The sequence below is a fragment of the uncultured Parabacteroides sp. genome (assembly GCF_905196875.1).
Lineage (GTDB): Bacteria > Bacteroidota > Bacteroidia > Bacteroidales > Tannerellaceae > Parabacteroides.
The window spans coordinates 18485-39408 of the sequence record NZ_CAJJWO010000038.1 but is presented as its reverse complement, the minus strand read 5'-3'; the positions used below and the strand labels follow the sequence as shown (position 1 = coordinate 39408).

At 44.0% G+C, this 20924-nt stretch carries 22 protein-coding genes; 9 read left to right on the top strand and 13 right to left on the bottom strand.

What is annotated here, in order from left to right; all coding sequences use genetic code 11:
* Positions 1 to 30: 30 nt before the first annotated feature.
* The 7 genes from QZ076_RS13540 to QZ076_RS13510 all read left to right on the top strand — a co-directional run bounded on the left by QZ076_RS13540 (position 31) and on the right by QZ076_RS13510 (position 7609).
* Entirely contained in the window at positions 31 to 936 is a 906-nt protein-coding gene (locus tag QZ076_RS13540; protein ID WP_293713806.1) for a hypothetical protein, read from the top strand.
* A gap of 2 nt (positions 937 to 938) precedes the next feature.
* Positions 939 to 1532, top strand: a complete 594-nt coding sequence (locus tag QZ076_RS13535) for a cyclic nucleotide-binding domain-containing protein (protein WP_129732561.1) — start codon at positions 939 to 941, stop codon at positions 1530 to 1532.
* Positions 1533 to 1722: 190 nt separating this feature from the next.
* Positions 1723 to 3114 carry a TolC family protein gene (locus tag QZ076_RS13530; RefSeq protein ID WP_293713802.1) on the top strand — a complete coding sequence of 464 codons (1392 nt, stop codon included), beginning with the start codon at positions 1723 to 1725 and terminating at the stop codon, positions 3112 to 3114.
* 21 nt (positions 3115 to 3135) lie between these two features.
* Positions 3136 to 4149, top strand: coding sequence for an HlyD family secretion protein (locus QZ076_RS13525; RefSeq protein ID WP_293713800.1), 1014 nt, complete (start codon positions 3136 to 3138; stop codon positions 4147 to 4149).
* Positions 4146 to 5324: an ABC transporter permease gene (locus tag QZ076_RS13520; RefSeq protein ID WP_293713798.1), complete on the top strand. Its 1179-nt coding sequence runs from the start codon at positions 4146 to 4148 to the stop codon at positions 5322 to 5324. The genes QZ076_RS13525 and QZ076_RS13520 overlap by 4 nt, the downstream gene beginning before the upstream one ends.
* Before the next feature lie 11 nt (positions 5325 to 5335).
* Positions 5336 to 6586 (top strand): ABC transporter permease, encoded by a 1251-nt coding sequence (locus QZ076_RS13515; RefSeq protein ID WP_293713796.1) that lies wholly within the window; start codon positions 5336 to 5338, stop codon positions 6584 to 6586.
* Positions 6587 to 6709: 123 nt separating this feature from the next.
* Complete coding sequence (locus QZ076_RS13510) at positions 6710 to 7609, top strand: sugar phosphate isomerase/epimerase (protein WP_293713794.1); 900 nt, start codon at positions 6710 to 6712, stop codon at positions 7607 to 7609.
* Between the two features lie 75 nt (positions 7610 to 7684).
* On the opposite strand, the gene QZ076_RS13505 is transcribed toward QZ076_RS13510, so the two are convergent.
* The 8 genes from QZ076_RS13505 to QZ076_RS13470 form a co-directional block, all read right to left on the bottom strand.
* Complete coding sequence (locus tag QZ076_RS13505; RefSeq protein WP_293713820.1) at positions 7685 to 8419, bottom strand: HAD-IA family hydrolase; 735 nt, start codon at positions 8417 to 8419, stop codon at positions 7685 to 7687.
* Between the two features lie 206 nt (positions 8420 to 8625).
* Complete coding sequence (locus QZ076_RS13500; protein WP_293713792.1) at positions 8626 to 9969, bottom strand: glucose-6-phosphate isomerase; 1344 nt, start codon at positions 9967 to 9969, stop codon at positions 8626 to 8628.
* 2 nt (positions 9970 to 9971) lie between these two features.
* A complete protein-coding gene (locus tag QZ076_RS13495) occupies positions 9972 to 10967 on the bottom strand; it encodes an NAD(P)H-dependent glycerol-3-phosphate dehydrogenase (RefSeq protein WP_293713791.1) in 996 nt (331 codons plus the stop codon).
* Positions 10968 to 10979: 12 nt separating this feature from the next.
* Positions 10980 to 12710, bottom strand: a complete 1731-nt coding sequence (lysS, locus tag QZ076_RS13490; RefSeq protein ID WP_293713790.1) for a lysine--tRNA ligase — start codon at positions 12708 to 12710, stop codon at positions 10980 to 10982.
* Positions 12711 to 12793: 83 nt separating this feature from the next.
* Positions 12794 to 13381, bottom strand: coding sequence for a nicotinate (nicotinamide) nucleotide adenylyltransferase (nadD, locus tag QZ076_RS13485; protein WP_293713789.1), 588 nt, complete (start codon positions 13379 to 13381; stop codon positions 12794 to 12796).
* Entirely contained in the window at positions 13366 to 13542 is a 177-nt protein-coding gene (locus QZ076_RS13480; protein ID WP_293713788.1) for a hypothetical protein, read from the bottom strand. The genes nadD and QZ076_RS13480 overlap by 16 nt, the downstream gene beginning before the upstream one ends.
* Positions 13539 to 14108, bottom strand: a complete 570-nt coding sequence (gene gmk / locus QZ076_RS13475) for a guanylate kinase (RefSeq protein WP_293713787.1) — start codon at positions 14106 to 14108, stop codon at positions 13539 to 13541. Before gmk ends, QZ076_RS13480 begins: the two co-directional genes overlap by 4 nt.
* Before the next feature lies 1 nt (position 14109).
* Positions 14110 to 14982 (bottom strand): YicC/YloC family endoribonuclease, encoded by an 873-nt coding sequence (locus QZ076_RS13470; RefSeq protein WP_293713786.1) that lies wholly within the window; start codon positions 14980 to 14982, stop codon positions 14110 to 14112.
* Between the two features lie 211 nt (positions 14983 to 15193).
* Between QZ076_RS13470 and tsaB the strand changes: the two genes are divergently transcribed.
* Together tsaB and QZ076_RS13460 are read left to right on the top strand one after the other, a co-directional pair.
* On the top strand, positions 15194 to 15889 hold the full coding sequence (gene tsaB, locus QZ076_RS13465) for a tRNA (adenosine(37)-N6)-threonylcarbamoyltransferase complex dimerization subunit type 1 TsaB (protein WP_293713785.1): 696 nt from the start codon (positions 15194 to 15196) through the stop codon (positions 15887 to 15889).
* A gap of 118 nt (positions 15890 to 16007) precedes the next feature.
* Complete coding sequence (locus QZ076_RS13460; RefSeq protein ID WP_293713784.1) at positions 16008 to 16148, top strand: hypothetical protein; 141 nt, start codon at positions 16008 to 16010, stop codon at positions 16146 to 16148.
* A gap of 73 nt (positions 16149 to 16221) precedes the next feature.
* Here QZ076_RS13460 and QZ076_RS13455 read toward each other — a convergent pair whose 3' ends face one another.
* From QZ076_RS13455 to mce, 5 genes are read right to left on the bottom strand one after another with little or no spacing between them, the layout of a single operon-like run.
* Complete coding sequence (locus QZ076_RS13455) at positions 16222 to 17382, bottom strand: sodium ion-translocating decarboxylase subunit beta (protein ID WP_195373090.1); 1161 nt, start codon at positions 17380 to 17382, stop codon at positions 16222 to 16224.
* Between the two features lie 4 nt (positions 17383 to 17386).
* Positions 17387 to 17818, bottom strand: a complete 432-nt coding sequence (locus QZ076_RS13450; RefSeq protein WP_028727607.1) for a biotin/lipoyl-containing protein — start codon at positions 17816 to 17818, stop codon at positions 17387 to 17389.
* Positions 17819 to 17840: 22 nt separating this feature from the next.
* On the bottom strand, positions 17841 to 18725 hold the full coding sequence (locus QZ076_RS13445; protein ID WP_293713783.1) for a lamin tail domain-containing protein: 885 nt from the start codon (positions 18723 to 18725) through the stop codon (positions 17841 to 17843).
* 22 nt (positions 18726 to 18747) lie between these two features.
* Positions 18748 to 20301 carry an acyl-CoA carboxylase subunit beta gene (locus QZ076_RS13440; RefSeq protein WP_293713782.1) on the bottom strand — a complete coding sequence of 518 codons (1554 nt, stop codon included), beginning with the start codon at positions 20299 to 20301 and terminating at the stop codon, positions 18748 to 18750.
* Positions 20302 to 20339: 38 nt separating this feature from the next.
* Positions 20340 to 20750 (bottom strand): methylmalonyl-CoA epimerase, encoded by a 411-nt coding sequence (gene mce / locus QZ076_RS13435; RefSeq protein WP_293713781.1) that lies wholly within the window; start codon positions 20748 to 20750, stop codon positions 20340 to 20342.
* Between the last annotated feature and the right edge of the window lie 174 nt (positions 20751 to 20924).

The window sequence follows — 20924 nt, the reverse complement described above, 5'->3', positions numbered from 1 at the left end:
CCTTTGTACGTTCATTTTATCAGGAACCGTATGGATACAGAAAAGAAAGAAACAAAGGAAATAAATAAGCTCTCATTATTAATCATGGCGATCATCGTGTTATTACTGATTATCGGTGGTGCCGGATATTATATTTATCAGCAGAAACAACAGATGACCGACCTGGTTCAGGCTTATGATCTGGATAAGGAATCGCTTGAAGATGAATTTAATGAATTGTCGATGCAATATGAAGGCTATCAGTTTAAGGTCGGAAATGATTCGCTGATGAACCTTTTGTCGACCGAGCAGTCCAAGGTGCAGCGGTTGATGGAAGAGTTGCGTACCGTAAAAGCTACCAATACCAAAGAAATAGCCCGTTTGAAGAAAGAACTCGAGACCCTGCGTAAGATCATGCGTAATTATGTGGCTCAGATCGATTCACTAAATAAGGAAAACGAACAGCTGAAAGTAGAAAAGAAAGAGGTGGTACAGAAATACCAGCGTGCTACTTCCCAGGCTGCCACATTGAAGAAAGAAAAAGAGAAACTGTCGGAACGTGTTACCCTGGCCAGCCGTCTGGATGCAACAGGAATCACTGTTACACCGGTCAATTCCCGTGGAAAGTTGGCTAAGAAAATCAAAAAGATGGAACGCTTCGTAGTCGATTTCCGTATTGCAAAAAATATAACTGCTCCAGTAGGAGAAAAAACTGTATATGTACGTATCCTGAAGCCTGACGACGATGTGCTTGTAAAGAGCCGTGCAGATGTTTTCCCCTTCGAAGGAAAAGATATTAATTATTCTATGAAGAAACTGATCGAGTACGATGGAGAAGAATATCCTGTTACGATGTATTGGGATATCGAAGAATTCCTTTCTCCGGGATCCTATCGCGTAGATATTTTTATCGATGGAAATATGATCGGAAAGAGAAACTTCGTTCTGGAAGATTAATAATGGAGACAGATAACCACTTTGCAAAACTTTTAGCGGATCTCCCGGAATCCCTGGCACGCGATGAAGTTTTTGTAAATGAATTGAAGAATATCTCACAGGTGGTATCTGTCGATAAGGGAGATTATCTGCTCCGTACAGGTGAACTATGCCAGGATGCCTATTTTATCAATAAAGGCTTATTCATTAATTTATATGTAAGTGAAAAGGGGGATGAATGTGTAACCGGTTTCTCCTCTGATTATTTATATCCTTTTCTGTCTGCCATCGGGTATTTTACACAGGCGCCATCCGAGTTCGAAATCAAAGCGTTGGAGTCGGGCGAACTGCTCCGTTTTTCGCGCGTACATATAGAAGAACTATCTTTGCGTTATCCGTTATTTGCATCCTATTATCAGAATGCGATGCTTACTATCATATCAAAACTTTATTCTATGTTTGCTATCCGGCAGTCGTGTACCGCCGAAGAATTTATCAAATATCTTTATAATCACTACATGTGGATCATGCAGCGTGTTCCCGATAAATATATTGCTCAATATATGGGAATCAGCAATGCATGGTATTGTAAGCTGAAAAAGCGCATCTTTAATTGAATTAATTCAATTTTATATTTAAAGTAAACCAGTACTTTTGCATCGATAAATCGTACATTTGTCTGAGAACGATGAATGTATATCTGTTTAGGTGTAAACAATCGGTGATAACCTGTTGTTTTTTATTTAGGAATAAGGGTGATAAATTGTTTTATAATATAAAATCTCCGGATGAAAAAACAATAAAAAGATGAAACGGATTATCGTATTAGTAGGGTTATTGGTCTGGTCTGGTTATGCAAATGCCCAACAGACACTGACATTGGAAGAATGTCGGAATCTGGCTATCCAGAATAATAAGGAGTTACAGATCTCCGGGCAAAAAGTGAAAGCCGCCGACGAAGAGCGGAAGGCTGCCTTTACCAAATACTTTCCACAACTTTCAGCCATGGGAGGATATATGTGGAATCAGAAAGATATCAATTTGTTGGATATGGATGCTTTGAGTGCTAAGCTCGGTTCGGCTTTGGGACCGATCGCTCAACTGCCTGTGTTCGGACAATTATTGGGAGGTGTCGATGAGATGCAGCATTTGGATGTTCAGAACATCTGGGTAGGCGGTGTTTCATTGGTTCAGCCGGTTTTTATGGGAGGGAAGATCGTCTCTTACAATCAAATTACCAAATATGCCCGTGAGCTGGCAGAGTCTATGAATGATCTGCAGTTGCAGGAAGTCATTTATAAGACCGACGAGACTTACTGGCAGGTCATTTCGCTTGTCAACAAGAAAAAGCTGGCTGATGCTTATGTCAATCTATTACGGAAGATGGATAGTGATGTGACGGCTATGATTTCGGAAGGTGTAGCTACACAAGCCGATGGTCTGTCGGTTAAGGTGAAACTGAATGAAGCGGAAATGGCGCAGACTAAAGTCGATAACGGGTTGGCCCTTTCGCGTATGCTTCTTGCCCAGATATGCGGACTTCCCCTGGATGATCCGATGGCTTTGGCCGATGAGAATATTGAGGATTTTCCCGTAAAATCGAATGAGGTTTCAGCCAATGTCAATGAAGCGTTCGCCAATCGTGATGAATTGCGAAGCCTGGAACTGGCTGCCAGAATCTATCAGAAAAAAGAACGCATCGTGTTGGCTGATATGTTGCCTAATGTAGCCCTGTCTGCCAATTACCTGGTGACTAATCCTAATGCGTTCAATGGTTTTAAAAACGAGTTTGCCGGAATGTTCAATGTCGGAGTGATGGTCAAAGTCCCGTTGTCCGGCTGGTGGGAAGGTACTCATAAGAGGAATGCTGCCCGTGCGGAAACACGTATTCAAAAACTTCAGTTGATGGAAGCACGTGAGAAAGTGGAGTTACAAGTGAACCAATCTGTGTATAAGGTGAATGAAGCGAACAAGAAATACATAGCCTCATCCCGTAATATGGAAAATGCAGAAGAAAATCTTCGTCATGCCAACCTGGGCTTTGAAGAAGGCGTAATTCCCGCATTGAACCTGATGGAAGCACAAACAGCCTGGGTATCCGCGCGTTCCAGCCTGATAGATGCTCAGATAGAAATGAAACTGACGGAAGTTTACCTGACTAAGGCGATGGGTAAGCTGTCTGTCAATGAACAGAAGTAATAACAATAAAAATATACAGAGATGAACGAGAATAAAAAGTTTTCGATCAGCAACATGATGTTGGCATTTATCACGGTATTGGTCGTGATCGGATTAGTCGCACTGACCGGTTTCTTTTTGCTGACTCCTCCCGATGATATTATTATGGGACAAGCCGAAGCAAATCAGGTTAGAATTTCAGGGAAAGTACCCGGACGTGTAGAATCTTATCGTTTCGATGAAGGTGATCGGGTAAAAGCCGGCGATACACTGGTCTATCTGAATACTCCGGAAGTTTTAGCTAAGTTGCAACAGGCGGAAGCTGCCCGGAAGGCTGCTGAAGCACAAAGTGCCAAGGCGATTAAAGGAGCTCGTGTACAGGAAATAGCCGGAGCTTATGAAATGTGGCAGAAGGCACAGGCCGGCCTCGAGATAGCAAAAAAATCGTATACCCGTGTTCAGAACTTATATGAAAAAGGGGTAATGTCTGCCCAGAAAAGAGATGAGGCGGAAGCCAATTATAAAGCAATGGTTGCTACCGAGAAAGCTGCGAAGTCACAGTACGATATGGCGATGGATGGTGCCCGCTCGGAAGATAAAGCGGCTGCAGCTGCATTGGTGCAACAGGCAGGTGGTGCAGTTGCCGAAGTTGAATCGTACTTAAAAGAGTCGGCTTTGGTCTCACCGATCGATGGAGAAGTTTCTGAACGCTTTCCGCAGGTAGGAGAGCTGGTAGGGACCGGAGCACCGATTATGAATATCACTGATTTGAATGATATGTGGGTTACTTTCAGTGTTCGCGAAGATTTACTGAAAGATATCAAGATAGGTTCCGAATTGAATGCCTTTATTCCGGCACTCGACAATAAGCCGGTTAAATTGAAAGTCTATTATTTGAAGGATATGGGATCGTATGCTGCCTGGAAAGCGACTAAAACAACCGGTCAGTTTGATTCGAAGACGTTCGAAGTACGTGCCCGCCCGCAGGAAAAGATTGCTGACCTGCGTCCTGGAATGTCCGTTGTAATGAAGAAAAAAGGAAACGAAATATTATGACATTGAAGCAGGGTTTACATAGTATCTGGAAGGTTGCGAAGCGGGAGGTACAGCGGTTGACATCGAAACCGATCTATTTCTTCTGCATGTTGATCGCTCCGGCTCTCTGTGTCATCTTCTTCCTGTCGTTGATGAAAGACGGACTGCCGACCAACCTGCCCATTGCAGTGGTCGATATGGACGGCTCTGCCACTTCCCGCAATCTGATCCGCCAGCTCGATGCTTTTGCACAGACGGAAGTTGTCTATAAGACCGCTTCTTTTGACGAGGCACGCCGGGAAATGCAAAAGGGAAATGTATATGGGATTTTCTATATACCCAAAAACTTTTCTGTTGAGGCAACAACGGGTAAGCAACCTACGCTTTCATTCTATACGAATGCAACTTATCTGATTGCCGCATCCTTGCTTTTCAGGGATATGAAGACAATGTCCGTACTGGCAGGCGCATCGGTCGGATTGCAGACCGGACTGGCTAAAGGGTTTACCACCGACCAGATCATGGCACAGTTGCAGCCGATCGTGATCGATTCGCATGTTATCGGTAATCCCTGGCTGAACTATTCGGTTTATCTGAATAATACGGTTTTGCCCGGTGTATTGCAGTTAATGATCTTTCTGGTTACCGTGTTCAGTATTGGGACGGAGATCAAGCATTCAACTTCACGGCAATGGTTACAGACCGGAGGGAACTCTTTGACTGTAAGTTTGCTAGGTAAGTTGCTGCCGCAGACGGTGATATTTATCGTGGTGGCCATGATGTGTTGTGCTGCTTTGTATGGTTTCAACTCTTTCCCGCTAAACAGCGGTTGGATGCCTATGATATCGGCTATGATTCTGCTGGTATTGGCTTCACAGGCTGTCGGTGTGTTTATGATCGGAGTTTTGCCTACTTTGCGTCTGGGGTTGAGTTTTGCCAGTTTATTCGGTATGATTGCGTTTTCTATTGTCGGTTTTTCTTTTCCTGTTCTGGGGATGGATCCGACTTTGCAGGCGCTGAGTAATCTATTTCCGCTTCGTCACTATTTCCTGATTTATGTCGACCAGGCGTTGAACGGAAGGGATTTATTCTATACATGGACTGAATATGTCTGGCTGGCAGGTTTCCTGATCTTACCTTTCCTGATCGGAAGGAATCTGAAGAAGGCTCTGTTGTATTTTAAATATATTCCGTAAATCAGAAAGTAATGAAAAGAGAACATCGTTTACGATATATAATAAGGGAGGGAATACAAGATACCTTTTTTATCTGGAAAGACGAACTGAAGAATGTATTCAAAGATTCGGGCGTTATGATCTTCTTCTTCCTGGTTCCGTTTATCTATCCTCTTCTATATGCTTTCATATATAATAACGAGGTAGTGCACGAAGCTAAAATGGTGGTAGTCGACCAGTCTGATACCTATCTGAGCCGTGAATATATCCGGAAGGTCGATGCAACTGCGGATGTAAAGGTGATTGCGGTCTGTACGGATATGGAAGAGGCAAAGCGAATGATGGATGAAAAGAAAGCCTATGGTATTCTATATTTCCCCAGTGAGTTCAGTAAAGACATCCATAGAGGAAAGCAGGCTACTGTTTCATTGTATTGCGATATGAGCGCATTGTTATTTTATAAGGCGTTCCTGCTGGCTACAACAGAAGTTTCGCTTGAAATCGGAAAGGAGATACGTGCGCAAAACCATCCTTCCTCGACAGAAGAGCAGGAGAAAATAACGGTTAATCCAATTCCTTACGAATCGGTTGCCATCTTTAACTCACAGAATGGTTTTGCCAGTTTTCTGGTACCGGCCATTCTGATATTGGTCATCCAGCAGACACTGATCCTGGGTATCGGCATGCTGGGCGGGACAGCCCGCGAGAAGAACCGATTCCATAGTCTTGTTCCGATCAGTCGTCATTTTAACGGAACATTGCGTATCGTATTGGGTAAGTCGTTTACCTATATATTGCTGTACGTTGTCGTTTGTATATGGGCGTTGGCAGTCGTACCGAAGTTGTTCTCGCTACCCCAGGTCGGGGAACCGTGGACAGTGATGTTGTTTGTATTGCCCTATCTGTTCGCTTGTATATTCTTGTCGATGACTTTGTCCGGGTTTATGACGAGTCGCGAATCTCCCATGCTCGTGTTTGTCTTTACTTCGGTGATCCTGTTGTTTATCTCCGGTGTCTCCTGGCCGAAAGAGGCGATACCGCCGTTCTGGAAAGCGGTCGGTTATCTGTTCCCCTCTACACCGGGTATACAAGGATTTATCCGGATCAATACATCGGGAGCGACATTGAGCGAAGTGGCTCATGAGTTTCGAACCCTGTGGATACTGGCTGGAGTCTATTTCATTACGGCTTGCGTGATTTACAGGTATCAGATATTACGTAGCCGTAAGCTGATAATAAAACAATATCGATATATGAAGATGCAGCGGATGTTGCGTAAGTAAAGTAAGGGTAGTTTGTGAGCTACCCTTTTCTTTTTGCTGATTTTAACGAAATAATGTTAGAATCCTTCAAATATAGTCTTACTTTTGTACAAATTCTCAATCAAACTTAATTAATTTAGTACTATGCAAAACAGACGTGACTTTTTAAAGCGGGCCTCCATGATGCTTGCAGGAGGTATAGCTGTGCCTCAGTTATTATCTTCTTGTGCCGGGAAAGGGGCTACTTCAGAATCGACCAAACATATCGGTTTACAGTTGTATTCTTTGAGAGACCTTGTAAAAGATGAAGGTATTCAGAAAGTATTGGAAGCTGCTTCTAAAATGGGATATACAAATCTGGAAACAGCGGGTTACGACAATGGTAAGATTTACGGCATGGCTCCTGCTGAATTCAAGAAAATGTGTAATGACCTCGGCATGAAATGTACGAGTGCCCACCTGGGACAAGAGTTCACTAAAGAAAAAGAAGCAGAGGTGATGAGTTGGTGGGATCAGGCTATTGCCGCTCACAACGAGTTGGGTGTTAAATATATGGTTCAACCCTGGATGCCTGTAAACGATCAGACGACTCTTGACGACCTGAAGATGTATTGCGACTATTTCAATACGGTAGGTTATAAGACTGCTGCCGCCAGTATCGCATTCGGTTATCATAATCATGCTTTCGAATTCCGTAAGATAGGAGATCAGTTAATCTACGATTTTCTGTTGGATAACGTAAGTCCGAACCATGTATTCTTCCAGATGGACGTTTATTGGGTGAAAGAAGGTGGTGCAGATCCTGTTGCTTACCTGAAAGAACGTCCGCGCCAGTTCAAGACTATCCATATTAAAGATGACATGGAAATTGGAGCAAGCGGAAAGATCGACTTCAAACCGATCTTCGATCAGATGTATGCAAACAGAGTAAAAGACTGGTATGTTGAAGTGGAAGAATATACAAACAACGATCCGGTTGAAAGTTGCCAGCAAAGTTTCGATTTCCTGAACAAAGCGGATTATGTGAAAAAAAGTATTGAATAGATGGTTATTCGTTATAAAGGCGATGCTTGTCGGATTGCAAACCGATAAGCATCGCCTTTCCTTTTGATTAAAGGGTCAGATTGCCTTTATATACGCTATAATATTATTCCAGTCGTTAGCCAGGCTGGTCATATCCGGATATAATAAGTCGGCGCCTGCATCCAATAGTACTTTGTCGGGGAGGGGACCGGTGTTGACTGCAATAGTGAAGATACCGGCAGCAGTTCCTGCTTCAACACCCATAGGGGCATTCTCTACCACGAATGCTTCATTTGCTTTTACTCCGGCTTTTTCCAGTCCCATCAGGTAAGGTTCGGGATGAGGTTTACCGTACTTTACATCGAAAGCTGTAACCATTTTTTCGCGGGTAAAACAACCAGGATAAGTATGTTCCAGTTTATTGATCAGGCTGTGTTGTCCGGAACCGGTGACAACCAGTGTCTGTAATCCATGACTTTTAGCCTGCTTTAGAACTTCTCCGGCACCGGTCATTGCTTTACCGTCGTTGTATTTGTTGAAGAGCATTGCTTTCTCGTCGTATATCTCCTGTTTCTCCTTATCTGTTGCGTCACGCTGAAATGTACGCTGGTATAACTCATTGATGGTACTTTCTCCTGTACGGCCTTCAAACATATAGAAATCTTCTTTTACAGCCTGAAGTTGATGGTTCATTGCTGTTTCGTACCAGGCTCGGGCGTGGAAGCGCATTGAGTCGTAGAGTACACCATCCATATCGAAAAGTACAGCTTTGGGGGAAAGATTATTCTGCTTATGTTTTAGCAGATAACGGTTGATAGCTTCTTGTATCATTATGTTCATATTCTTAATAGTCTTTGCAAAGTTACGAAAATTCTTATACTTATTTCCTATCTTTGATGTGAACAACCTGTAAAGCCGGGTATGGTAATAACGATTAAAAACTGATGAAAAGCATCTTTTATGAATCATAGAAAAGCGGGTGAATCCGGTATTAACCAGGTTTACCCGCTTTCTTTTATAATAGTAGAATATCCGATTTATAGTTTTGCGCGGATCGCTTCACTTTCTTTTTCATATCCGGGCTTGTTCAACAGTGCGAACATGTTCTTCTTGTAAGCTTCAACACCCGGTTGGTCGAACGGATTAACGCCCAGCATATAACCGCTGATACCGCATGCTTTTTCGAAGAAGTAGAACAACTGGCCGATGTAATAAGCATTTACTTCCGGCATGGTGATCTTGATGTTGGGAACACCGCCGTCCACGTGTGCCAACTGGGTACCCAATTCCGCCATCTTATTTACTTCGTCCACGCGTTTGCCCGCCAGGAAGTTCAGACCGTCCAGGTTGGCTTCGTCAGTCGGAACCATTACCTTGTGGGTCGGTTCTTCAACAGAGATAACTGTTTCGAAGATGATGCGTTCGCCTTCCTGTATCCATTGACCCATTGAGTGCAGGTCGGTTGTCAGGTCGACAGATGCCGGGAAAATACCTTTTCCGTCTTTACCTTCGCTTTCGCCGTACAGCTGTTTCCACCATTCGCCGATATAATGCAATTTCGGGTGGAAGTTGGCAAGGATTTCGATCTTCTTACCGCTCTTATATAATTCGTTGCGCGTAGCAGCGTAGATAGCCGACAGGTTTTCAGCGAAAGGCACTTCGATACCCGTAGCCTTTTCCAAAGAAACAGCACCGGCCACCAGGTCGCGGATACTGATACCTGCTACTGCGATAGGTAGCAAACCAACCGGAGTCAGAACGGAGAAACGTCCGCCTACATTGTCAGGAATGATAAATGTCTTGTAACCTTCCTGATCAGCCAACGTACGAAGAGCACCTCTTTTTGCATCTGTAATAGCAACGATACGATGTTTTGCTTCTTCCTTACCTACGGCATCTTCCAGCTGTTTCTTCAACATGCGGAATGCCAGGGCCGGTTCAGTCGTTGTACCGGATTTAGAGATATTGATCAGACCGAACTGTTTGCCTTTCAGCACTTCGCACAATTCGTACAGATAATCTTCGCCGATATTCTGTCCGGCATATAAAACAACCGGGTTCTTACGGTCGGACTGTAACCAGTCGAAACTATTATTCAAGGCTTCAACCACCGCTTTTGTACCCAGGTAGCTTCCGCCGATACCGATAGCAACAACAACGTCACATTTAGAGCGAAGCACATTGGCAGTATTCTCGATATCTGTCAATTCTGCATCCGTGATAGAAGAGGGGAGATGCAACCAACCCAGAAAGTCGTTACCTGCTCCGTTTCCGTTATGTAAAGTGGCAATACATTCGTTTGCCTTGGCTTCCTGTGCGTACACCTGTTCCTTTGTAACAGCGCCCAGTGCTTTGTCGATGTTAAGACTGATGTTTTTCATACCTATTTAAATGTTTCTGTCAACTGCCGTATAATGGTAGTCGGCGATTTCTTTTCATATAATATATCGTATAAGGCATCCAGGATCGGCATATTCACCTTATATTTCTCGTTTATTTCGTGAATACACTTGGTTCCGTAATATCCTTCGGCAATCATCTCCATTTCCAGTTGGGCTATCTTGACAGAGTAGCCTTTCCCGATCATAGTTCCGAAAGTACGGTTACGGCTGAAACGTGAATAAGCAGTCACCAACAAGTCTCCGAGATAAACAGAGTCAGTTACATCCCGCTCCAGGCTATGTACCGAATTCAGGAAATTCCGCATCTCTTCGATTGCATTACAGATGAAAACTGCCAAAAAGTTATCCCCGTATTTCATACCGTGGCAGATACCGGCAACGATAGCATATACATTTTTGAGGACGGATGCATATTCTATACCTCTAACATCTTTGCAGCAATAGTTGTTCAGATATGGATTTTGAAACACCGGAGCTACCGCCCGTGCATTTTCTATCTTGGAACAAGCCAGGGTGATATAGGAGAGGCGTTCGAGAGCAATTTCTTCTGCATGGCACGGACCACCGATCACTGCAATGTTTTCTTGCGGAACATTATAATATTCCGTAAAGTAATCTGCGACCAGCATGTTTTCATCCGGAACAATACCTTTGATGGCCGAAATGATAAACTTATCGGTCAAAGGAGTAGTCACCTTCATCAAATGTTGCTTCAGGAACGGAGAAGGTGTTGCGAAAATCAAGGTGTCGGAATCCTCGATTGCGGCGTTGATGTCTGTATAAAAATTAATTTTGTCCGTATCGAACTTGACGGCAGAGAGATAACTGGGGTTATGCCCTGTTTTTATAAAATCATCCACCTGGTCCTGACGGCGCATGTACCAGTTAATGCTATCCTGTGTAGAAAGTACAATCTTGGCTAAGGCAGTAGCCCAGCTACCGCCTCCCATTATTGCAATTTTTCCGGGTAAATTCATGGTACTACCTTATTATTTGGCTGCATTTGCAATCCATGCTTCAACCTCTTCGGCTGCAGGATTTTGCAGTTCCAGCTTATACTTCTTGTTCATTTCGCAAAGCTCCTGGCGCAGCTTGTTAGGGTTGACTTCCTTCAGGGTGTCAACTGTCAGATAGCCGGCTTTCTGCAGGGCAGGAACCCAGGCTTCGTCGATACCTAATGCCACGTATTTATCGGCTGCATCTTTCTTTACAGTCTTTTCGGGACGCATCTGTGGGAACAATAAAACTTCCTGGATGGTAGTCTGACCGGTCAGGTACATTGTCAGGCGATCCATACCGATACCCATACCGCTTGTAGGCGGCATACCGTATTCCAAGGCACGCAGGAAGTCCTGGTCGATGAACATGGCTTCGTCGTCTCCCTTTTCAGAAAGACGAAGCTGTTCCATGAAACGTTCGCGCTGGTCGATCGGGTCGTTCAGTTCTGAATAAGCGTTGGCGATTTCTTTTCCGCACACCATCAGTTCGAAACGTTCTGTCAGTTCCGGGTTGCTGCGGTGTTTCTTGGTCAGCGGTGACATTTCTTTCGGATAGTCGGTGATGAAGGTCGGCTGTATGTAGTTGCCTTCGCACTTTTCACCGAATATCTCGTCGATCAGTTTACCTTTACCCATTGTTTCGTCCTGCTCGACACCCAATTGGCGGCAAACGTCGCGCAATTGCTCTTCGTTCATTCCGTTGATGTCGATACCTGTATTTTCCTTGATGGCGTCGATCATGGAGATACGTTTGTAAGGAGCCTTGAAGTCGATCTCCTGGCCGTTGTAGGTCACCTTGGTCGTTCCGAGAACATCCATACAGATACGTTCAAGCATCTGTTCGGTGAAGTTCATCATCCAGTTGTAGTCCTTATAAGATACATAAATCTCCATCGCGGTAAATTCCGGGTTGTGTGTACGGTCCATACCTTCGTTACGGAAGTTACGGCTGAATTCGTAAACACCTTCGAAACCGCCTACGATCAGACGTTTCAGATATAATTCGTTTGCAATACGCAGATATAAAGGAATATCCAGCGCGTTATGGTGGGTAATGAACGGACGGGCAGAAGCTCCGCCGGGAATGCTTTGCAGTACCGGGGTATCTACTTCCAGATAACCGCGTTCATTAAAGAAGTTACGCATCGAGTTAAAGATCTTTGTACGTTTCACAAAGATATCTTTCACCCCTTCGTTGACAGCCAGGTCGACATAACGCTGACGGTAACGCAGTTCGGGATCGTTGAATCCGTCGTAGGCAACGCCGTCTTTGTATTTAACGACTGGCAGCGGTCTGAGTGATTTGGCTAATACCGTCAACTCCTGTGCATGAACGGAAATTTCGCCCATTTGAGTGCGGAATACATATCCTTTGATTCCGACAAAGTCACCGATATCGAGCAGTTTCTTAAAAACGGTGTTGTATATTTCTTTGTCTTCACCCGGACAGATATCATCGCGGGAAATATATACCTGTATTCTGCCTTCGGAATCCTGCAACTCCATAAATGAAGCCTTTCCCATGATACGGCGGCTCATGATACGGCCTGCAATAGTTACAGGACGAGGTTCGGCATCGTCTTTAAAGGATGTCTTTATTTCATTGGAATATGCGTTTGTTACGTACTCGGCAGCGGGATAAGGTTCTATCCCCATTTGGCGCAATTGCTCCATGCTATTGCGTCTTATGATTTCCTGTTCACTCAGTTCTAATAGATTCATTACGCTATTATTTTGTATAATACGGCGCAAAAGTACAAAACTTTTCTCACTTATCGGTCAAAAGTAAGTAGTAGTTTACTTAATTATATATTTGAAAGGCACTTATGATTCCGTATTGCTTCAGGGAGGAAAAAACGAACATCTTTGCCGTCTCTTAATGATTGTCGGATGAAGGTAGATGAGATTTCCATCAATGGCGCCTCTACTGCACGAATATCAGGAAAGTTTGCCGGCAGAATGATTTCATACCCTTTACGGGGATAGATCAGGATCGGATAACTGGATATGAGTACTTCGGATTCTTTCCAACGTTTAATGAAAGCCCAGTTGTCGGCTCCCATGATGAAATGGAACTCACGGTCAGGGTAGGTGCGGTCGAGCGCCCGGAGCGTGTCTATCGTATAGGTCGGCTGGGGAAGAGAGAACTCAAAATTGCTGGCACGGAATTTCGGATAACCGGCGATAGCAGCTTCGACTAATTCATAACGAAGCTGGTCGTCCATTAATTCTTCGCGGTCTTTCAGAGGATTGTGAGGAGTGATAAGAAACCAGAGTTCATCCAGTCCGGCAAATTCACACAACCAGTTGGCTAATGCCAGATGGCCGATGTGAACCGGATTGAACGAGCCGGAAAAGATTCCGGTTTTTAGTTTCTTTATTGTCGTTTCCACTTTATGAAATTAAATGCCTGTGCTCCGAATACCAATCCGGTGGCTGAGGCAATAATATATTCTTTATAAATAAGGGCGGCAATACAAGTTCCCAGTGCAGCAAGAGCTGTCAGAGCAAATATGTATCCCCATTTACGTGGCAGCTTACCGTTGGTACTCATGGCTTCGTCAGAAAGTTTTTAATTACTTCAAAGGCTTCTTTCTGTGCCGTTTCAAGATCATCGTTCACAATGCAAACATCGAAGTGAGGGATGAATCCCAGCTCAAACTCCGCTTTGGCAATACGGCTGTCGATCACTTCCGGTGTATCTGTTCCACGACCTTTCAGACGTTCACGCAGGTGACCGATACTGGGAGGCTGAATGAAAACCGACAAAGCACGGTCGCCATAGAACTTCTTGATATTACAACCGCCTACTACATCAACGTCGAATATCACGTTATTACCTTTGTCCAGGATACGTTCCACTTCGCTTTTCAGTGTCCCGTAATACTTGTCGGTATATACTTCCTCGTATTCCAGGAAATCACCGGCTGCGATATGGCTGCGGAATTCGTCGGGAGTCAGGAAATAGTATTCCACACCGTCCTTTTCTGTTCCGCGAGGAGCACGGCTTGTTGCCGAAATGGAAAAATGCAGGTTCAGGTTCTGTGTTAGCAGATAGTTGATAATGGTTGATTTACCTGAGCCTGACGGGGCAGAGAATATAATTAGTTTACCAGCCATTTTATAAAACGTTTAATACCTGTTCTTTGATCTGTTCCAGTTCGTCTTTCATCTGAACGACGATCTTTTGCATTTCTGCATGGTTGCTTTTCGAACCGAGTGTGTTGATCTCGCGTCCCATTTCCTGAGCGATGAAACCAAGCTTTTTGCCCTGGCCGTGTCCATCTTTCATTGTGCTGATGAAATATTTCAGGTGGTTGTCGAGACGGTTCTTTTCTTCGTTTACATCCAGTTTTTCTATATAATAGATCATTTCCTGTTCAAAACGATTCTTATCGTAGTCCTGGTTTGCCACCTTTTCGAGGTTATCCATGATACGTGCTTTGATCTTTTCAATACGTTCGCCTTCGTATTCTTCCACTTCTGCAAGTAAGCGGGCGATGTTGCCGATCTTTTCTTCAAACAGCTTCTGTAGCATAGCTCCTTCCTGGATACGGAAATCGCAAAGATGCTTGACGGCTTCTTTTACTGCTGTGAAAACAACTTCCCATTCGCTTTCGTCTACCTCTACAATTTCCGACTTGATAACATCCGGCATTTTCAGTAATGTCTGGAACCAGTCTGTAGGAAGTGCTATATTCAGTTTATCGGCTATATCCTTGATCTGGCTGTAATAACTTTCAAATGCAGTCAGATTGATTTGTGTAGGAGTATCTTTCCCAATATATTCAATGTAAATGCTGAAATCGACCTTACCCCGTTCGAGCGACTGAAGCAGCTGGCTACGGATTTGCATTTCTTTATCTTTGTAGATAGACGGAATGCGGGTTGATAAATCCAGTTGCTTACTGTTGAGCGCTTTTATTTCTACGGTTACCTTTTTTGAAGGAAGTTCGGCTGTAACCTTACCGAATCCAGTCATTGATTGTATCATTGTTCTAAAAATTTGTGCAAAGATAGGGTATTCAATTGAGAGTTGAGAGTCGAGAGTTGACATTTATTCGTTCGTGTAAAGAAAAAGTTCGTTTTTTTCGCTTCCGTACAAGGACGTTTTTGTACTTTTGCGGTCAATTAATCCGGTTGATGATTGATGGAATTGTATAAGAAAATACCTGTCAACCGTCAACCCCTAATTGTTGACTATTATGTCTTATATATTAAATATCGAAACATCAACCTCGGTGTGTTCCGTAGCACTGTCTGCTAACGGTGAGGTACTTTTTGAGAAAAGTTCGTTTGAAGGTCCTTCACATGCTGCCTTGCTGGGCGTTTATGTCGAAGAGGCGCTGGTCGTGATGAAAAGCAAAGGATTAAAGCTGGATGCAGTGGCTGTCAGCAGCGGTCCCGGTTCTTATACCGGATTGCGTATTGGTGTGTCGGTAGCCAAAGGTCTTTGTTTCGGGTATGGTATTCCTTTAATCAGCATTCATACATTGGAAGTGTTGGCGGTTGCTGCTTTGAAAGAGCAGGAGAACGCTGCCGACTGTTTGTATTGCGCTATGCTGGATGCCCGTCGTATGGAAGTATATGCTGCTATTTATGATGCAAACCTGAATACGGTTCGTGAAACTTCGGCCGATATTGTCGAAGCGGATACATATGTTTCTTACCAGGAAAAGGGAAAAGTCTGCTTCTTCGGAAACGGTGCAGCCAAGTGCCGCGAAGTGATTACTTCTCCGAACGCCCTCTTTATCGATGACATTCATCCGTTGGCGGTCAATATGATCCCTCTTTCGGAAAAGGCCTTTGCCGAAAGCAAGTTTGAAGATGTGGCCTATTTCGAACCGTTCTACCTGAAAGAATTCCAGGCAACGATTGCGAAGAACAAGGTGCTGGGGTAACTAAAGAAAGACATATATTCCTGCCACTGGAAGAACTGGAAGCAAATATGTTATAAAATAAACTAAATCATTGTTTCTACTGTTCTATGTTCATATATAACAAAAGCAGAAACAGTGTATGAAAAAGAAAAATGTATGGTTAATATTTGGTGTGATAGTTGCAATAATCCTCCTGATGGTATGGTTGTTTGTGGGAACGACGTTGGAAGAAGTAACTAATCCTGAAACCGATCCGATGATGATCGAACAGAATGTTTAACTGAAAGTACAAGCAAATAAAAAGGGATTGAATCTTAACGATTCAATCCCTTTTGGATTTATAATCTATCAGATTATCCTAAGAATCCTAACAGGATACCGGCTGCTACCGCAGAACCGATCACACCTGCTACGTTCGGCCCCATAGCATGCATCAACAGATAGTTGCTTGGATCGTATTCCAAACCTACGACCTGAGAGATACGTGCAGAGTCAGGTACCGCAGATACACCGGCATTACCGATAAGCGGGTTGATCTTGTTGCCTTCTTTCAGGAACAGGTTGAAGAACTTAACGAACAGTATACCAGCACAGGTTGCGATCACGAATGACAATGCACCCAGACCGAAAATCTTAATAGAGTTCAGCGTCAGGAACTGTGTAGCCTGTGTAGAAGCACCTACTGTAATACCTAACAGGATCGTGATCGTGTCGATCAGCGGACCACGGGCTGTTTCAGCCAAACGACGTGTTACACCACTTTCTTTCAACAGGTTTCCGAAGAATAACATACCCAGCAAGGGCAGACCCGAAGGTACAAGGAAGCAAGTCAGCAACAGACCAACAATCGGGAAGATAATCTTCTCTGTAGAAGAAACGGCTCTCGGCGGTTTCATGCGGATCAAACGTTCCTTCTGTGTAGTAAGCAGTCTCATAAACGGTGGCTGGATAATAGGTACCAACGCCATATACGAGTAAGCCGACACCGCAATAGCCCCCATCAGGTTCGGTGCTAGTTTGGATGACAGGAAGATAGCCGTAGGACCATCGGCACCACCGATAATACCGATAGCACCTGCCTGGTTCGGTTCGAATCCCATCTGAAGAGCGATAATATAAGCACCAAAGATACCGAACTGGGCTGCAGCACCGATCAACATCAGCTTTGGATTGGATATCAAAGCGGAGAAGTCGGTCATGGCCCCGATACCGAGGAAGATCAATGGCGGATACCATCCGGAGGTTACACCCTGGTAGAGGATGTTCAGTACAGACCCTTGTTCATAAATACCTACCTGTAGTCCTGCATCTTTGAAAGGAATATTACCGATCAGGATACCGAATCCGATAGGGATCAAAAGCATGGGTTCAAACTCGTATTTAATCGCAAGGAATATAAAAAGCAAACCGACCAATAGCATAACGAGATGCCCCGGAGTTGCGTTATATACTCCTGTGTAGGTGAGGAACAACTGTAGGTTATCACCCAGGAATGACATAAAACTCTCTTGCATACTCTTATCCGATTACAACGAGATCGGCACCTTCCAGTACAGAATCTCCTTTATGTACTTTAATTTCAATGATCTTACCGTCGCGGTCTGCGTTGATGTTGTTTTCCATCTTCATGGCCTCGAGAATAAGTAGAACCTGTCCTCTCTTGACAGTATCGCCTACGTTACATTTCAGTTGAAGGATTACGCCGGGAAGCGGAGATTTAATAGCACCCTGTGTGGTAGATGCAGCCGGACGGGTGATAACCGATTCGCCACTGGGAGTGGTCGGAGCCTGTGCCGGGCGTTTCAGTGTAACCATTTGTTTCTTCGCCGGTTTTTCCATCTTAACCTGATAGGGAGTACCGTTTACTTCTACTTCAGCGATATCGTCGACCACTGAATTGATGTGTACTTTATATACGTTACCGTTAATGGTATATTTAAAACTTTTCATTCTTGTTTGTTTTTAGAGATAATTACTTTCTGGGTACATCACGTAAGCTATAGATCTTCGAGCTCCACGGAGAATAAGTACGTGCAACTTTACGAATGGTAAGAACAGTGTTCTCAACATCGTGGTTGTCGTCGCTCATTTCATACAAAGCAGCGGATATTGCTGCAAAAACTTCTCCCGATACCTCGTCCGGAGCGCTGGCTGAAACCGGAGCTCCGGCTTTCTGAGCGTTACGTTTGCTGGCTGCAATAGCTGCTTTACCTACCTGTTTAAAGATAAGGAAGAGGAGGAGTAACCCCAGAAATACAACAGCCATAGCTGTAATAGTCATACCAATACCCAGAGAATCGTTCGTTTTGAAGTTTTCAATCTTTTCGTTAGAGTCTAACGTCAGGTTGTTTGTGCTGGGAGTTACTTTTGGAAGTATGCCCCATTCTTCTCCTCCGTCGATTACTCTACCGTAGCTAATGTCACTTTTCTGTGTAGCCGGAATAGTAATTTCATCTATCAGCGTTTTACCATCAGCATCGTATAGACCGATATAATTCTCTTTGGACGGATCTAATGTGAAGTTGACATGGAAAGTACCACGGCTCGGTTCTCCGTCAGCCCAGAATAATGTATGCTGGCGGGGGGGAATCTGAGTAAGTACATCACCCTTGGGGATCGGATATTTTCTGGGGTTGTTTTTGTCATCTGTCAAAAAACATCCCGCAATATTAACCGTTCCGGCAGAAGTATTGAATAATTCTATCCAGGGGTGGCGTTTGCCATAGTCGTCAACGAAATTGTCGTCATTGATGACCAGCACTTCATTTATTCGCATGGAGGTTGCACGCTGCGCCTGTGCCCCGAATGAAACGAGCAGCACGAACAGCAGCAATACTCCAAATCTTTTGTTAGTCATATTCATTTTCCTGTTTTAAGAATTATAGAGGCAGATTGTCATGTTTCTTAGCAGGATTGCTTAACTTCTTAGTCTGCAATTGTTGTAAAGCACGAATGATACGGAAACGAGTGTTACGCGGTTCGATCACATCGTCGATATAACCGTATTGGGCAGCATTGTACGGATTGGCAAATGCTTTCTTGTATTCTGCTTCTTTTTCTGCGCTTGCTTTTGCAGGATCTTCAGATGCGGCAACTTCTTTTGCAAAGATAACTTCTACTGCACCGCTCGGGCCCATTACAGCGATTTCAGCTGTCGGCCATGCATAGTTCATATCGCCACGCAGGTGTTTAGAACTCATCACACAATAAGCGCCACCATAAGATTTACGCAGAGTAACTGTAATTTTAGGTACAGTAGCTTCACCGTAAGCATAAAGCAATTTAGCACCGTGAAGGATTACACCATTGTATTCCTGTCCTGTTCCCGGAAGGAATCCCGGAACGTCGACCAATGTGACCAGAGGAATGTTGAATGCGTCGCAGAAACGAACGAAACGGCCAGCCTTACGTGAAGCATTGCTGTCAAGACATCCGGCCATAACTTTTGGCTGGTTGGCTACGATACCAACTGTCTGTCCATTGAAACGGGCGAAACCAACGATGATGTTTTTAGCATAATCGGCATGTACTTCAAGGAATTCACCGTTGTCGATGATTGTACCGATCACTTCATACATGTCGTATGATTGGTTGGTGTTATCCGGGATAATATCATTTAATACGTCATCCAGGCGATCGATCGGATCTTTACATTCGATCAGCGGAGTTTCTTCCAGGTTGTTCTGCGGCAGGAAGCTGATCAATTTACGGATCAACTGCAGACCGTCTTCTTCTGTGTCGACAGCGAAATGGGCAACACCTGATTTGGTTGTATGTACGCTTGCGCCACCCAGTTCTTCCTGAGTCACGTCTTCTCCGGTAACAGTTTTTACAACTTTCGGACCGGTCAGGAACATGTAGCTTGTTCCGCGTGTCATGATGTTGAAGTCTGTCAGTGCAGGAGAATAAACGGCACCACCGGCACATGGACCAAAGATACCGGAAATCTGTGGAACAACACCTGATGCCAGAATGTTACGCTGGAAAATTTCGGCATAACCGGCCAAAGCGTTGACACCTTCCTGGATACGTGCTCCACCTGAATCATTCAGACCGATGACAGGGGCACCCATCTTCATGGCCTGATCCATTACTTTACAGATCTTCATAGCTAATGACTCTGACAAAGCACCGCCGAATACTGTGAAATCTTGTGCATAGACGTAAACAAGACGGCCGTCGATCGTACCATAACCTGTTACAACGCCATCACCCAGGAATTTTGTTTTTTCGATACCGAAGTTGGTACAACGGTGTTGAACGAACATATCGAACTCCTCGAAACTACCTTCGTCAAGTAACATGGCGATACGTTCGCGTGCTGTGTACTTGCCTTTTTTGTGCTGAGACTCGATTCTTTTTTCTCCACCACCGAGACGGGCTTGTTCGCGAAGAGCGATAAGCTCTTTTACTTTTTCAAGTTGGTTACTCATTGTATTTCTGATTTGTTGTTAGAAATGAAGTGTTTTTGTTATTTTTTACCAGGCATGCAAAGTTCTGTCAGAACGCTGCAGGTTGATTTCGGGTGAAGGAAAGCGATGTTCAAACCTTCTGCACCACCACGGGGAGCTTTGTCGATCAGCTTAACGCCTTTTTCTTCTGCTTCATTTAAAGCAGCCTGTACATCGGGTACGGCAAATGCGATATGATGAATGCCTTCACCTTTCTTTTCGATGAATTTAGCGATAGTGCTGTCTTCGCTGGTCGGTTCCAGTAATTCAATCTTTGTCTGGCCTACTTTGAAGAATGCTGTTTTTACTTTTTGGTCTGCAACTTCTTCGATGTTGTAGCATTTCATACCTAAAATTTCTTCGTAATACGGCAGACAAGCTTCGATGCTTTTTACTGCAATGCCCAGATGCTCAATATGTGTAATTTCCATGTCAATAATAATTTAAAAATTTATAATGCTTTTTGTTTTGCAGGCAAAGGTACATTCTTTTTTGAAGAATCAAGAAAAATTTCATCAATTATTAAAGCTAATAATGTGTCATTTTGCCAATAATTAAAAGAGCCAATGAAAGGGGGTATCTTTTATTGGCTCTTTGCTTTGTTA